Origin of the sequence: Pseudomonas sp. R3-56 (assembly GCF_051132075.1) — a bacterium.
In the GTDB taxonomy this organism is placed as follows: domain Bacteria; phylum Pseudomonadota; class Gammaproteobacteria; order Pseudomonadales; family Pseudomonadaceae; genus Aquipseudomonas.
Window position 1 is genome coordinate 5,662,552 of the sequence record NZ_CP071657.1, and the last position, 14,492, is coordinate 5,677,043.

Genomic DNA, 14,492 nt, shown 5'->3' on the forward strand with positions numbered 1-14,492 from the left:
AGCAACCATGAGCTACCTGAGCGACAACTACGTCGAAGAAACCCGCTTCGGTTTCTGGTTCCTGCGCAGCCACACCTGGCAGCACCATGTGCTGCGCGTGGCCATCGACGATCTGCGCAGCCTGTTCAGCACGTCGCCGCCGGCAAATCCGGTGCTGCTGGATGCTGGTTGCGGCCAGGGCAAGTCGTTCCGGTATCTGCGCCAGGTGTTCGCACCGCAACGCCTGATTGGCGTCGACGCCGACCCTCACAGCCTGGACCTCAGCGCCGAGGAAGCGGCTCGCCAGGGCATGGCCGTGGAGCTGATCGGCAGCGACTGCGCGACATTGGCGGTGCCCGATGCCAGCGTCGATTTGCTGTTCTGCCACCAGACCTTCCATCACCTGGTGGAGCAGGAAAAAGCCCTCGCCGAGTTCTATCGCGTGCTCAAGCCCGGCGGCTACCTGCTGTTTGCCGAATCCACCAAGGCCTACATCGACACCTGGGTGATCCGCTGGTTGTTCCGCCACCCGATGCAGGTGCAGAAAAGCGCCGCGCAATACCTGGCAATGATCGCTAATCAAGGGTTCCGCTTCGAAGACTGCAACGTCTCCTATCCGTACCTGTGGTGGAGCCGCGCCAGGGACTTCGGCCTGCTGGAACGCTGGGGCCTGCGCCGGCCCAGGCCGTTTGGCCAGCGCGAGGAAACCCTGGTCAATGTGGTGGCCCGCAAGCCGCTCGAAGGGGGCGCCGGATGATCCGTGGTCTGCTTGCAGGTTTACTCTTGCTGCTCAGCGCCTGCGCCAGCCAGGCACCACTGCCCGAGCGCATGCCGACCCTGGCGCTGCCGCTGCAATTGCACATCGAACGACAACTGGACGGCCAGCGCCAGGATTGGCTGCTGGTGATTCAGCGCGAAAGCGCCGGCATCCGCTGGTCGATGATGGATCCGCTGGGCATTCCCGTCGCTCGCCAGCGCCTGGTCGGCAGCCAATGGCAAGCGGATGGCCTGCTGCCGCCCAATGCCGAAGCCCGGGAATTGTTCGCCGCCCTGCTGTTTGCCCTGACCCCCGAGGCGGAACTGGCCGGCCGTTACCCGACCGCCCGGCAGCAAGACGCTCGACGAACGCTCGATACCCGCTGGCAGGTGCGCTACACGCAACCGCTGGATTTTCAATTGAGCCTGCCGCAGGGGCCGAATTATCGCATTACACCGTTGAGCGAGAGCGCACGATGACCGCTTATTTGAACGCCTTGGGCGTGATTTGCGCCCTGGGTCGAGGCAAACAAAACGTTGCCCGCAACCTGTTTGCCGGCGACTGCGCAGGCGTGCGCGTCGAAGCCGGCTGGGTGGCCGAACGGGCATTGCCGGTGGCTTGCGTAACCGGAGAGCTCGCCGCTATCCCTGAATCCATGGCGGCGCAACGCAGCCGCAACAATCAGCTGCTGCTCGAAGCCGGGTTGCAGATTCGTTCCGAGATCGATCAGGCCATCCAGGCTTACGGTCGTGCGCGCATCGGCATCGTGCTGGGGACCAGCACTTCGGGCATCGACGAGGCCAGCCAGGGCATTGCCCACTATCTGCGCGAGCAACGATTCCCCGAAGGTTACGACTACCAGCAGCAGGAACTCAGCGCGCCCGCCAACTTTCTCTCCGACTGGCTTGGCCTGAGCGGCCCGTCCTACGTGATCTCGACCGCTTGCACCTCCAGCGCTCGGGCCCTGATGAGCGCTCGCCGCCTGCTCGACCTGGGGTTGTGCGACGCGGTGCTTTGCGGTGGCGTGGACAGCTTGTGCAAGCTGACCCTCAACGGTTTTTCAGCATTGGAAGCGGTCTCCGGCGAGCGCTGCAACCCGTTCTCGGTGAACCGCAGCGGCATCAACATCGGCGAAGCGGCGGTGCTGTTTCTCATGAGCAGGACCCCGCCGGCCGGGCACTCGATTGCCCTGCTCGGCGACGGCGCCAGTTCCGATGCGCACCACATCTCTGCGCCGGAACCCAGCGGCCGGGGTGCCCGCCAGGCCATGGAAAAAGCCTTGCGCTGCGCCGGCCTGGACGCCAGCCAGATCGACTACCTGAACCTGCATGGCACCGCCACGCAACATAACGACGCCATGGAAAGCCACGCGGTGGCCGGCCTGTTTCCGGCGGGCGTGCCCTGCTCGTCGACCAAGCCGATGACCGGCCACACCCTCGGCGCGGCGGGTGCATTGGAGGCAGCGTTCTGCTGGTTGGCCCTGTCCGGTGAAAATACCGCACAGGCCCTGCCGCCGCACGTCTGGGACGGCCAGGCCGACCCGGAGTTGCCGGCATTGGACTGGGTAACGTCCGACACCCGCTTGCCCCCGAACCTGCCCCGTCGACTGATGAGCAACTCGTTTGCTTTCGGCGGCAACAACGTCAGCCTGATTATCGGAGACGCGCAATGATTGACTGGCCGCTCGCCGAACTGCTGCCGCACGCCGGCGACATGATTCTCATCGACCGGATCCTGTCCTTTGATGACGAGCAGATCCACACCCTCGCCACCGTCAGGCCCGGCGGTCTGTTCAACCGCGACGACGGCGCGCTGCCGGCCTGGGTCGGCATCGAGCTGATGGCCCAGAGCGTCGCGGCGTTTGCCGGTTGCCACGCACGCCAACGCGGCGATGCCGTGGAGCTGGGCTTTTTGCTCGGAACCCGCAAGTTCGAATGTAACGTCGAATATTTCCCCCTCGGCACCGAGCTGACCTTGCACGGCATCCGATCGCTGGAAGACGACAACGGCATGGGTGTGTTCGAATGCCACATCCGCGCGCCCGGTATCCATGCCAGCGCACGGTTGAATGTGTTCCGCCCGCCCCATGCCGCCCAGTACCTCAATGAACCGTCCGCAACAGGAAACCAGCCATGACTGAATCCGTACTGGTCACCGGCTCCAGCCGTGGCATCGGCCGCGCCATCGCCCTGCGCCTGGCCCAGGCCGGCCACGACATCGTCTTGCACTGCCGCAGCGGTCGCGCCGAGGCCGAAGCCGTCCAGGCGCAAATCCAGGCCTTGGGCCGCAATGCCCGGGTGCTGCAATTCGACGTCTCCGACCGCGCCGCCTGCAAGACCATCCTTGAGGCCGACGTGGAAACCCACGGCGCCTATTACGGCGTGGTGCTCAACGCCGGCCTGACCCGCGACGGCGCGTTCCCCGCCCTGAGCGAGGACGATTGGGACAGTGTGATACGCACCAACCTCGACGGTTTCTACAACGTGCTCCACCCGGTGATGATGCCGATGATTCGCCGTCGCGCCGCCGGACGAATCGTTTGCATCACGTCGGTGTCCGGCCTGATCGGCAACCGTGGCCAGGTCAACTACAGCGCCTCGAAGGCGGGCCTGATCGGCGCGGCCAAGGCGTTGGCAATCGAGCTGGGCAAGCGCAAGATCACCGTCAACTGCGTCGCGCCGGGGTTGATCGACACCGCCATGCTCGATGAAAACGTCCCCGTGGAAGAACTGATGAAAATGATCCCCGCCCAGCGCATGGGCACGCCTGAAGAAGTCGCCAGCGCGGTGAATTTCCTGATGTCCGCCGAAGCCGGCTACATCACCCGGCAAGTCCTGGCCGTCAATGGAGGCCTGTGCTGATGAAGCGCGTCGTCGTCACCGGCATGGCCGGCATCACCTCCCTGGGCAGCGATTGGGAGACTATCGCGGCCCACTTCGCCGCCAACCGCAGCGGCATCCGGCGCATGCACGAGTGGGACCGCTTCAGCGAATTGAACACCCGCCTGGCCGGGCCCGTGGACGACTTTCAGGTCCCGGCCCACTGGACCCGCAAGCAACTGCGCAGCATGGGCCGGGTTTCCCGCCTGGCGGTGGGCTCGGCGGAACAAGCCCTGGCCGACGCCGGACTGTTGAACGACCCGTCGATCAAGGATGGACGCATGGGCGTGTCGTGCGGCTCGTCCACGGGCAGCACCGATGAAATCAAGGCCTTCGGCAACATGCTGCTCAACAGCGTCGCCGAAGGTTTGAACGCCAACTCCTACGTGCGGATGATGCCGCACACCACGGCGGCCAATATCAGCATCTTCTTCGGGCTGACCGGGCGCCTGATTCCCACGTCCAGCGCCTGCACCAGCGGCAGCCATGGCATCGGCTATGCCTACGAGGCGATCAAGTTCGGCCGCCTGGCGTTGATGCTCGCCGGCGGCGCCGAGGAACTGTGCCCGACCGAAGCAATGGTCTTCGATGCGCTCTACGCCACCAGCCTGAAAAACGATGCCCCACAAACCAGCCCGCGGCCCTACGACAAGGGCCGCGATGGCCTGGTGATCGGCGAGGGCGCCGGCATGCTGGTGCTCGAAGAACTTGAACACGCCCTGGCCCGTGGCGCGCGGATCCACGCCGAGATCGTCGGCTTCGGCAGCAATGCCGACGGCCAGCACGCCACCCGCCCCGAATTGAGCACCATGCGCCGCGCCATGGAACTGGCCCTGGAAGACGCTGGCCTGGAGCCGTCCGCCATTGGCTACGTCAACGGCCACGGCACCGCCACCGAACAGGGCGACATCGCCGAAACCCTGGCCACCAGCAGCCTGTTTGGCGAACACATGCCCATCAGTTCGCAAAAAAGCTTCCTCGGCCATACCCTGGGCGCCTGCGGAGCCCTGGAATCCTGGTTCAGCATCGAAATGCTGAACCGTGACCGCTACGTGCACACCTTCAACCTCGACGAAGTCGATCCCGAATGCGGCCGACTCGACTACCTTCGCAACGAGTTTCGCAGCATGAGCAACGAGTACGTAATGAACAACAACTTCGCCTTCGGCGGGGTCAACACCTCGCTGATTTTTCGGCGCTGGCGTTGAAGCCGTCATCGTCAACGCCATCCGTGCAATTGACCTCAGTGCTTTCCCGTGGCGAGGGAGCTTGCTCCCGCTGGGCTGCGCAGCAGCCCTATCCAATCGGCGCCCTCAACAACGCCACAAACGCCTTCGCCATCGGCGAACGCTGGTCCTTGCGCTGGACCAGCCACACCGCCGAGACCGCCGCCGGGTCGAGCAACGACCGGTAGACCACGCCGTCGATACGCATGCGCTGGTAAGACGCCGGCAAGACCGAGACGCCCAGCCCCGCCGCCACCAGGCCGATGATGGTCATGGCTTCGCCCGCTTCTTGGGCGAAGTGCGGGCTGAAACCGGCGTCGCGGGCCAGTGTCAGGAGTTGGGCGTAGAGACCGCTGCCGTAGCTGCGGGGGAAAAACACGAACGGTTCCTCGGCCAGCGAAGCGAGAAACAGGCCTTCGTCACTGCCCTGGGCTAACGGGTGCTTGGAGCTGAGCACCGCCACCAGGGGTTCGCGGCTGAGTTCGATTTCGCTCAAGGCGTCGGGAAGCGGCAGTGGACGCATGATGCCCACGTCGATGGCCTCGTCGAGCAATGCATCGGCCACTTGGGTGCTGCTCATTTCCCGCAGGTTCAGGTGGACTGCGGGAAAGCGCTGGCGAAAGGTGAAAATCGCCTGGGGAATGGTGGAATTGAAGGGGGCTGAGGAGGTGAAGCCGATTTTCAACTCGCCCAATTCTCCCAACTGGGCGCGGCGGGCTACGTCGGCAGCCTTGTCGACCTGGGCCAGGACCCGGCGCGCCTCTTCGAGAAACAACCGTCCGGCCTCGCTCAGTTCGACGCGACGGTTGGTGCGCTCGAACAGGCGTGCACCAATCTCTTGCTCCAGCGCCTGGATCTGTTGGCTCAGTGGCGGCTGGGAGATCCCAAGCACCAAGGCGGCGCGGCCGAAGTGCAGCTCTTCGGCGACCGCGATGAAGTAACGCAAGTGACGCAGTTCCATGTGTACTTCCCAGCAAGTCGCAAAACGTCTTAAACAGGTCGAACAATATATTGGATAGAAACATTAGCCGGCTATATGCTTTTTTCATTGCCTGCCAGGCCGTGCTCCCCGAGGTCCATCGTGAAAACCGCTGTCGCTCCACTGGCCCATGAAATCCCGCCGCGCCCTCAGGATGATGCCGCTGCCGAGCTCAAGGACATCTATATCGAAAAAGGCACGCCGTTGTTCATGCGTACGGTGTTGGCCTTGTTCTGCGGCGGTTTTGCAACCTTCGCGCTGTTGTATTGCGTGCAACCGATGATGCCGCTGCTGTCGGCGGAGTTTTCCATCAACGCCGCCCAGAGCAGCTTGATCCTGTCGGTGGCGACCGGCCTGCTTGCCGTCGGCCTGTTGGTCACCGGTCCGATTTCCGACCGCATCGGCCGCAAATCAGTGATGGTCGCCGCGCTGTTCGCAGCGGCGCTGTGCACGATCGCCAGTGCGATGATGCCCACCTGGCAAGGCGTGCTGGTCTTGCGCGCCCTGGTGGGGTTGTCGTTAAGCGGATTGGCGGCGGTGGCGATGACCTACCTGAGCGAAGAAATCCATCCCAGGCACATCGGCCTGGCAATGGGGCTGTACATCGCCGGCAACGCCATCGGCGGCATGTGCGGGCGGCTGATCACCGGCGTATTGATCGACTTTGTCAGCTGGCATACCGCGATGCTGGTGATCGGTGGCCTGGCCCTGGTTGCGGCGGCGGTGTTCTGGCGGATCCTTCCCGAATCGCGCAACTTTCGCCCACGCTCGTTGCATCCACGCAGCCTGCTGGACGGTTTCACCCTGCACTTTCGCGACGCCGGGCTACCCCTGCTGTTTCTGGAAGCCTTCGTACTGATGGGGGCGTTCGTCACGCTGTTCAACTACATCGGCTACCGCCTGCTGGCCGCGCCTTACCATATGGACCAGGCATTTGTCGGGTTGCTGTCGGTCGTGTACCTGTCCGGCATCTACAGTTCGGCCAAGGTCGGGGCCATGGCTGACAAGCTCGGCCGGCGGAAAATGCTCTGGGCGACCATCGCATTGATGCTGGCGGGCCTGCTGTTGACGCTGTTCACGCCGCTCTGGCTGGTGATTATCGGCATGCTGGTGTTCACCTTCGGTTTCTTCGGCGCGCACTCGGTGGCCAGCAGCTGGATCGGCCGCCGCGCGCTGAAGGCCAAGGGCCAAGCTTCATCGTTGTATTTGTTCAGCTATTACGCCGGCTCGAGTATTGCCGGTACGGCGGGCGGGGTCGCGTGGCACCTGGGGGGATGGAACGGAACCGGGCTGTTCATCGGATCGTTACTGGTGATCGCGCTGCTGATCGCGCTGAAGCTCGCCAGGTTGCCGCCGCTGGGTGACTTGAAAGCCTGACGCATGAACCGTTGCGGGAGCGAGCTGGCTCGCTCCCGCGCTGAGTCAGTCGTGATATTGCGCCGACAACTCATGCACCGCCCGCAAGAAAGCCCCAGCGTGTTCCGGGTCGACTTCCGGGGTGATCCCGTGACCGAGGTTGAACACGTGCCCGCTGCCCTTGCCATAACTGGCGAGGATGCGCCCGACTTCGGCACGGATGGCTTCTGGCTTGGCATACAGCACGGTCGGATCCATGTTGCCTTGCAGCGCGACTCTGTTACCGACGCGCTCGCGGGCATTGCCGATGTCACAGGTCCAGTCCAGGCCCAGGGCGTCCGCGCCGGCATCGGCGATGCTTTCCAGCCACAACCCGCCGTTCTTGGTGAACAGGATCACCGGGACTTTGCGACCTTCGTGTTCGCGAATCAGACCGCTGACGATCTTGCGCATGTAGGCCAGGGAAAACTCCTGGTACGCCGCCGCCGACAGGTTGCCGCCCCAGGTGTCGAAGATCTGCACCGCTTGCGCACCGGCCATGATCTGGCCGTTGAGATAGGACGTGACCGACTGCGCCAGCTTGTCCAGCAGCAAATGCATGGCCTCGGGGTTGTCGTAGAGCATGGCCTTGGTCTTGCGGAAGTCTTTCGACGAGCCACCTTCGACCATATAGGTCGCGAGCGTCCATGGGCTGCCGGAGAAACCGATCAGCGGCACGCGGCCGTTCAGTTCGCGGCGAATGGTGCTGACGGCGTCCATGACATAGCCGAGGTCTTTCTGCGGATCGGGAATCGGCAACGCCTCGATGTCGGCCAGGCTGCTGACGACTTTCCTGAAGCGCGGGCCTTCACCAGTCTCGAAGTACAAGCCCTGGCCCATGGCGTCAGGGATGGTGAGGATGTCGGAGAACAGGATCGCCGCGTCCAGCTGCGGGTAGCGGTCCAGCGGCTGCATCGTGACCTCACAGGCGAACTGCGGGTTCATGCACAGGCTCATGAAGTCGCCGGCCTTGGCGCGACTGGCGCGGTACTCCGGCAGATAGCGACCGGCCTGGCGCATCATCCACACCGGGGTGAGGTCTACAGGTTGCTTGAGCAGGGCGCGAAGGAAACGGTCGTTCTTCAGGGCAGTCATGTCGGCATCCGGAAAAAAAGTGCGGGCATTTTCTCAGAGCGCGACGCAAAAGGCACGGCAAGAGCCGTGCCTTTTATCTATCGGGGCAATTTGTCGCGGTGGAACACAGTCGTCTAACACCACAAAACAACTGTGGGAGCGAGCCTGCTCGCGAAGAGGCCGGCACATCCAACATTGAAGTTGGCTGACAGGCCGCTTCGCGAGCAGGCTCGCTCCCACAGGGTTACTGCATTTGAGGCCTGGAGGCGGTTCAGACCTGCAAGTAATCCAGAATCCCTTCCGCCGCATTGCGGCCTTCGAAGATCGCCGTCACCACCAGGTCCGAACCGCGGACCATGTCGCCACCGGCGAAGATCTTCGGATTGCTGGTCTGGTGCTTGTACTGGCCTTGTTCCGGGGCAACGACGCGGCCCTGGCTGTCGGTCTGGATGCTGAACTGCTCGAACCACGGCGCCGGGCTTGGACGGAAGCCGAAGGCGATGACCACAGCGTCGGCCGGGATGATCTCTTCAGAACCGGGGATCGGCTCGGGGCTGCGGCGGCCACGGGCATCCGGTTCGCCAAGACGGGTCTCGACCACCTTCACGCCTTCGACCTTGTCTTCCCCGACAATCGCAATCGGCTGGCGGTTGTAGAGGAATTTCACGCCCTCTTCCTTGGCGTTCTTCACCTCTTTGCGCGAGCCCGGCATGTTCGCTTCGTCACGACGATAGGCGCAGGTCACCGACTTGGCGCCCTGGCGAATCGAGGTGCGGTTGCAGTCCATCGCCGTGTCGCCACCACCGAGTACCACGACTTTCTTGCCTTTCATGTCGACGAAATCTTCCGGCGACTTTTCAAAGCCCAGGTTGCGGTTGACGTTGGCGATCAGGAAGTCCAGCGCGTCGTAGACGCCCGGCAGGTCCTCGCCGGCAAAGCCGCCCTTCATGTAGGTGTAGGTGCCCATGCCCATGAAGACCGCGTCGTATTCCTCAAGCAGTTGCTCCATGGTGACGTCCTTGCCCACCTCGGTGTTCAGGCGGAACTCGATGCCCATGCCGGTGAAGACTTCGCGACGATTGCTCAACACGCTCTTTTCCAGCTTGAACTCGGGAATGCCGAAGGTCAGCAGGCCACCGATTTCCGGGTTCTTGTCGAACACCACCGGGGTCACGCCACCGCGCACCAATACGTCGGCACAGCCCAGGCCCGCCGGACCGGCGCCGATGATCGCGACACGCTTGCCGGTCGGCTTGACCTTGGACATGTCCGGGCGCCAGCCCATGGCGAACGCGGTGTCGGTGATGTACTTCTCCACCGAACCGATGGTCACCGCGCCAAAACCGTCGTTGAGGGTGCAGGCACCCTCGCACAGGCGATCCTGCGGGCACACCCGGCCGCAGACTTCCGGCAAGGTGTTGGTCTGGTGGGACAGTTCGGCGGCCTGGAGGATGTTGCCCTCGGCCACCAGCTTCAGCCAGTTGGGAATGAAGTTGTGCACCGGGCACTTCCATTCGCAGTACGGGTTACCGCAACCCAGGCAGCGGTGGGCCTGGTCGGCCGACTGCTGGGGTTTGAAGGGCTCGTAGATTTCCACGAACTCTTTCTTGCGTTGACGCAACAGTTTCTTCTTCGGATCCTTGCGCCCGACATCGATGAACTGGAAGTCGTTATTCAGACGTTCAGCCATTGTTAAAACCTCATCAAACTCTTCAGGCGCATATCACTGCGGGTTGGCACGGGTGCTGGAAAGCAACGACTTCAGGTTGGCCGCTTTCGGCTTGACCAGCCAGAAACGACGTACGTAGTCATCGAGGTTCTCGGCGAGTTCACGACCCCACTCACTGTCGGTTTCCTCGACGTATTCGTTCAGCACGCGTTGCAGGTGGCTGCGGTAGGCTTCCATCGCCTCGCCGCTGATCCGCTGGATTTCCACCAGTTCGTGGTTGACCCGGTCGACGAAGCTATTGTCCTGGTCGAGCACGTAGGCGAAACCGCCAGTCATGCCTGAGCCGAAGTTGTAACCGGTCTTGCCCAGTACGCAGACGAAACCACCGGTCATGTACTCGCAGCAGTGATCGCCGGTGCCTTCCACCACGGTGTGGGCGCCGGAGTTACGCACGGCGAAACGCTCACCCGCGGTGCCGGCGGCGAACAGCTTGCCGCCCGTGGCGCCGTAGAGGCAGGTGTTGCCGATGATCGCACTGTCCTGGGTCCGGTAGACACTGCCCTTGGGCGGAACGATGACCAGTTTGCCGCCGGTCATGCCCTTGCCCACGTAGTCGTTTGCGTCACCTTCCAGATACATGTTCAGGCCGCCGGCGTTCCAGACGCCGAAGCTCTGTCCGGCCGTGCCCTTGAAGCGGAACGTGATCGGCGCGTGAGCCATGCCCTGGTTGCCGTGCTTGCGGGCGATCTCGCCGGAAATCCGCGCGCCGATGGAGCGGTCGCAGTTGCAGATATTCAGCTCGAACTGAGCACCGCTCAGGTCATTGATCGCCGAAGCGGCCATGTCGACCATCTTCTCGGCCAGCTCACCCTTGTCGAACGGCGGGTTGCGATCGACCTGGCAGAACTGTGGCTTGTCCGCCGGGATCAGGTCGCTGCCCAGCAACGGGGTCAGGTCCAGGTGATGCTGCTTGGCGGTCTGGCCTTCGAGCACTTCGAGCAGATCGGTGCGGCCGATCAGCTCTTCCAGCGAGCGCACGCCCAGCTTGGCCAGCCACTCACGGGTCTCTTCGGCCACGTAGGTGAAGAAGTTCACCACCATGTCGACGGTGCCGATGTAGTGATCCTTGCGCAACTTCTCGTTCTGGGTCGCCACGCCCGTGGCGCAGTTGTTCAGATGGCAGATGCGCAGGTATTTGCAGCCCAGGGCGATCATCGGCGCGGTACCGAAGCCGAAGCTCTCGGCACCGAGAATGGCGGCCTTGATCACGTCTAGGCCGGTCTTCAGGCCCCCGTCGGTCTGCACCCGCACCTTGCCACGCAGGTCGTTGCCGCGCAGGGTCTGGTGGGTTTCGGCCAGGCCCAGTTCCCACGGCGCGCCAGCGTACTTGATCGAGGTCAGCGGCGAGGCACCGGTGCCGCCGTCGTAGCCGGAGATGGTGATCAGGTCGGCATAGGCTTTCGCCACGCCGGCGGCAATCGTGCCGACGCCGGCTTCCGCCACAAGTTTCACCGAGACCAGGGCCTTCGGGTTCACCTGCTTGAGGTCGAAGATCAGTTGCGACAAGTCTTCGATCGAGTAGATGTCGTGGTGCGGCGGCGGCGAAATCAGCGTCACGCCGGGCACCGCGTAGCGCAGCTTGGCGATCAGGCCGTTGACCTTGCCGCCAGGCAACTGGCCGCCTTCGCCGGGCTTGGCGCCCTGGGCAACCTTGATCTGCAGCACTTCAGCGTTGACCAGGTATTCCGGGGTCACACCGAAGCGGCCGGTGGCCACCTGCTTGATTTTCGAACTCTTGATGGTGCCGTAGCGCGCCGGATCTTCGCCGCCTTCGCCGGAGTTCGAACGCGCACCGAGGCGGTTCATGGCTTCGGCCAGGGCTTCGTGGGCTTCCGGAGACAAGGCGCCCAAGGAGATGCCGGCGGAGTCGAAACGCTTGAGTACCGACTCCAGCGGCTCCACTTCGCTGATATCCAGCGGCGTGTCGAGGGTCTTGACCTTGAGCAGGTCGCGGATCATCGACACCGGGCGGTTATCCACCAGCGCCGTGTACTCCTTGAACTTGCCGTAGTCGCCCTGTTGCACGGCGGCTTGCAGGGTGTTGACCACGTCCGGGTTGTAGGCGTGGTATTCGCCACCGTGGACGAACTTAAGCAGACCGCCCTGCTGGATCGGCTTGCGCGGACTCCAGGCTTCGGCGGCCAGGGCTTTCTGCTCGGCTTCGATGTCGACGAAACGGGCGCCCTTGATGCGACTCGGGACACCACGGAAGCTCAGCTCGCAGACTTCTTCGGACAGGCCGATGGCCTCGAACAACTGCGCGCCACGGTACGAGGCGATAGTCGAGATACCCATCTTCGAGAGGATCTTGAGCAGACCCTTGGTGATGCCTTTGCGGTAGTTCTTGAACACCTCATAGAGGTCGCCCAGCACTTCACCGGTACGGATCAGGTCGCCCAGCACTTCGTAGGCCAGGAACGGGTACACCGCCGAGGCGCCAAAGCCGATCAGCACCGCAAAGTGATGCGGGTCGCGAGCCGTGGCGGTTTCCACGAGGATGTTGGAATCGCAGCGCAGGCCTTTTTCCGTCAGGCGATGGTGCACCGCGCCGGTGGCCAGCGAGGCGTGGATCGGCAGCTTGCCGGGCGCGATATGACGGTCGGTCAGAACGATCTGGGTACGTCCGGCACGCGCGGCTTCTTCGGCCTGATCGGCGACGTTGCGGATCGCCGCTTCCAGGCCGACGCTTTCGTCATAGTTCAGGTCGATGACCTGGCGTTCGAAGCCGGGACGATCAAGGTTGGTCAGCGAGCGCCACTTGGCCGGAGAAATGACCGGCGAGCTGAGGATCACCCGCGAAGCGTGTTCCGGCGACTCCTGGAAAATGTTGCGCTCGGCACCGAGGCAGATTTCCAGGGACATCACGATCGCTTCGCGCAGCGGGTCGATGGGCGGGTTCGTCACCTGGGCGAACTGCTGGCGGAAATAGTCATACGGCGTGCGCACGCGCTGGGACAGCACCGCCATCGGCGTGTCGTCGCCCATGGAGCCGACCGCTTCGTAGCCTTGCTCACCCAACGGACGCAACACCTGGTCACGCTCTTCGAACGTCACCTGGTACATCTTCATGTACTGCTTGAGCTGGTCGACGTCGTAGAAAGCCGAGCCGTGGTCGTTGTCTTCCATGGTCGCCTGGATGCGCAAGGCATTCTTGCGCAGCCATTGCTTGTACGGATGACGGGACTTGAGACGGTTGTCGATCGCGTCGGTGTCGAGGATCTGCCCGGTCTCTGTGTCCACGGCGAAAATCTGCCCTGGGCCCACGCGGCCCTTGGCGATGACGTCTTCGGGCTGGTAGTTCCACACGCCGATTTCCGACGCCAGGGTGATGAAACCATTGGTGGTGGTGACCCAGCGCGCCGGACGCAGGCCGTTACGGTCGAGCAGGCACACCGCGTAGCGACCGTCGGTCATGACGATACCGGCCGGGCCGTCCCACGGCTCCATGTGCATGGAGTTGTATTCGTAGAAGGCGCGCAGGTCCGGGTCCATGGTTTCGACGTTCTGCCAGGCTGGCGGAACAAGCATGCGCACGCCACGGAACAGGTCGATGCCGCCGGTCACCATCAGTTCGAGCATGTTGTCCATGCTCGAGGAGTCAGAGCCCACGCGGTTGACCAGCGGGCCGAGCTCTTCGAGGTCCGGCATCAGGTCATTGGCGAACTTGGTGCGACGGGCCAGGGCCCAGTTGCGGTTGCCGGTGATGGTGTTGATCTCGCCGTTGTGGGCGAGGAAACGGAAGGGCTGGGCCAGCGGCCATTTCGGCAGGGTGTTGGTGGAGAAGCGCTGGTGGAATACGCAGATCGCGGTTTTCAGGCGCTCATCGCTCAGGTCCGGATAAAAGGCGGTGAGGTCCGCCGGCATCATCAGGCCTTTGTAAATGATGGTCTTGTGGGAAAAGCTGCAGATGTAGTGGTCGGTGTCAGCGGCGTTGGCCACGGACGAACGACGACGGGAGCTGAACAGCTTGATCGACATTTCCTGGTCGCTCAAACCTTCACCGGCAATGAACACTTGCTCGATCAACGGCAGGCGCTCAAGGGCCAGGCGGCCGAGGACGCTGGTGTCGATCGGCACTTTGCGCCAGCCGACCAGTTGCAGGCCGGCGGCGAGGATCTCGCGGTTCATGTTCTCGCGAGCGGCTTGTGCCTTTACCGGGTCCTGGTTGAAAAACACCATGCCCACGGCGTATTGCTTGGGCAGGGTCACGCCAAACGTTTCCTGGGCGATGGCACGCAGGAACTCGTCAGGCTTTTGAATCAGCAAGCCACAGCCGTCGCCGGTCTTCCCGTCGGCGTTGATCCCACCACGGTGGGTCATGCAGGTCAGGGCCTCAATGGCCGTTTGCAAAAGGGTATGACTGGGCTCGCCCTGCATATGGGCTATCAGGCCGAAACCGCAGTTATCCTTGAATTCATCTGGTTGGTACAGACCTGCTTTCATAGACACTTTCTCACCAGGCTGCCTCTTAGCG

The 14,492-nt window shown here is 63.2% G+C and carries 11 protein-coding genes; 7 read left to right on the top strand and 4 right to left on the bottom strand.

Features of this window, described 5'->3' with window-relative positions; all coding sequences use genetic code 11:
- Positions 1–7 precede the first annotated feature (7 nt).
- Genes J3P96_RS25680 through J3P96_RS25705 form a run of 6 tightly spaced genes read left to right on the top strand, consistent with a single transcriptional unit; the run spans position 8 to position 4,823 of the window.
- Positions 8–736: a class I SAM-dependent methyltransferase gene (locus J3P96_RS25680; RefSeq protein WP_434653909.1), complete on the top strand. Its 729-nt coding sequence runs from the start codon at positions 8–10 to the stop codon at positions 734–736.
- A complete protein-coding gene (locus J3P96_RS25685) occupies positions 733–1,215 on the top strand; it encodes a DUF3261 domain-containing protein (RefSeq protein ID WP_434653910.1) in 483 nt (160 codons plus the stop codon). Before J3P96_RS25680 ends, J3P96_RS25685 begins: the two co-directional genes overlap by 4 nt.
- Entirely contained in the window at positions 1,212–2,408 is a 1,197-nt protein-coding gene (locus J3P96_RS25690; protein ID WP_434653911.1) for a beta-ketoacyl-[acyl-carrier-protein] synthase family protein, read from the top strand. Before J3P96_RS25685 ends, J3P96_RS25690 begins: the two co-directional genes overlap by 4 nt.
- Complete coding sequence (locus tag J3P96_RS25695; RefSeq protein ID WP_434653912.1) at positions 2,405–2,872, top strand: hotdog family protein; 468 nt, start codon at positions 2,405–2,407, stop codon at positions 2,870–2,872. Before J3P96_RS25690 ends, J3P96_RS25695 begins: the two co-directional genes overlap by 4 nt.
- The gene (gene fabG / locus J3P96_RS25700; RefSeq protein ID WP_434653914.1) at positions 2,869–3,597 is read left to right on the top strand and encodes a 3-oxoacyl-ACP reductase FabG; all 729 of its coding nucleotides are present in this window, start codon (positions 2,869–2,871) and stop codon (positions 3,595–3,597) included. The genes J3P96_RS25695 and fabG overlap by 4 nt, the downstream gene beginning before the upstream one ends.
- Positions 3,597–4,823 (top strand): beta-ketoacyl-ACP synthase, encoded by a 1,227-nt coding sequence (locus tag J3P96_RS25705; protein WP_434653917.1) that lies wholly within the window; start codon positions 3,597–3,599, stop codon positions 4,821–4,823. Before fabG ends, J3P96_RS25705 begins: the two co-directional genes overlap by 1 nt.
- A gap of 88 nt (positions 4,824–4,911) precedes the next feature.
- Here J3P96_RS25705 and J3P96_RS25710 read toward each other — a convergent pair whose 3' ends face one another.
- Complete coding sequence (locus tag J3P96_RS25710; RefSeq protein WP_434653919.1) at positions 4,912–5,802, bottom strand: LysR substrate-binding domain-containing protein; 891 nt, start codon at positions 5,800–5,802, stop codon at positions 4,912–4,914.
- Between the two features lie 120 nt (positions 5,803–5,922).
- On the opposite strand from J3P96_RS25710, the gene J3P96_RS25715 reads away from it, so the two are divergent.
- Entirely contained in the window at positions 5,923–7,197 is a 1,275-nt protein-coding gene (locus tag J3P96_RS25715; protein WP_434653921.1) for an MFS transporter, read from the top strand.
- Positions 7,198–7,242: 45 nt separating this feature from the next.
- Here J3P96_RS25715 and hemE read toward each other — a convergent pair whose 3' ends face one another.
- From hemE to gltB, 3 genes are all read right to left on the bottom strand, one after another.
- Positions 7,243–8,310, bottom strand: coding sequence for a uroporphyrinogen decarboxylase (gene hemE, locus J3P96_RS25720; protein ID WP_434653924.1), 1,068 nt, complete (start codon positions 8,308–8,310; stop codon positions 7,243–7,245).
- Between the two features lie 250 nt (positions 8,311–8,560).
- On the bottom strand, positions 8,561–9,979 hold the full coding sequence (locus J3P96_RS25725) for an FAD-dependent oxidoreductase (protein WP_305497346.1): 1,419 nt from the start codon (positions 9,977–9,979) through the stop codon (positions 8,561–8,563).
- Between the two features lie 33 nt (positions 9,980–10,012).
- Positions 10,013–14,461 (bottom strand): glutamate synthase large subunit, encoded by a 4,449-nt coding sequence (gene gltB, locus J3P96_RS25730; protein WP_434570147.1) that lies wholly within the window; start codon positions 14,459–14,461, stop codon positions 10,013–10,015.
- Positions 14,462–14,492: the final 31 nt, after the last annotated feature.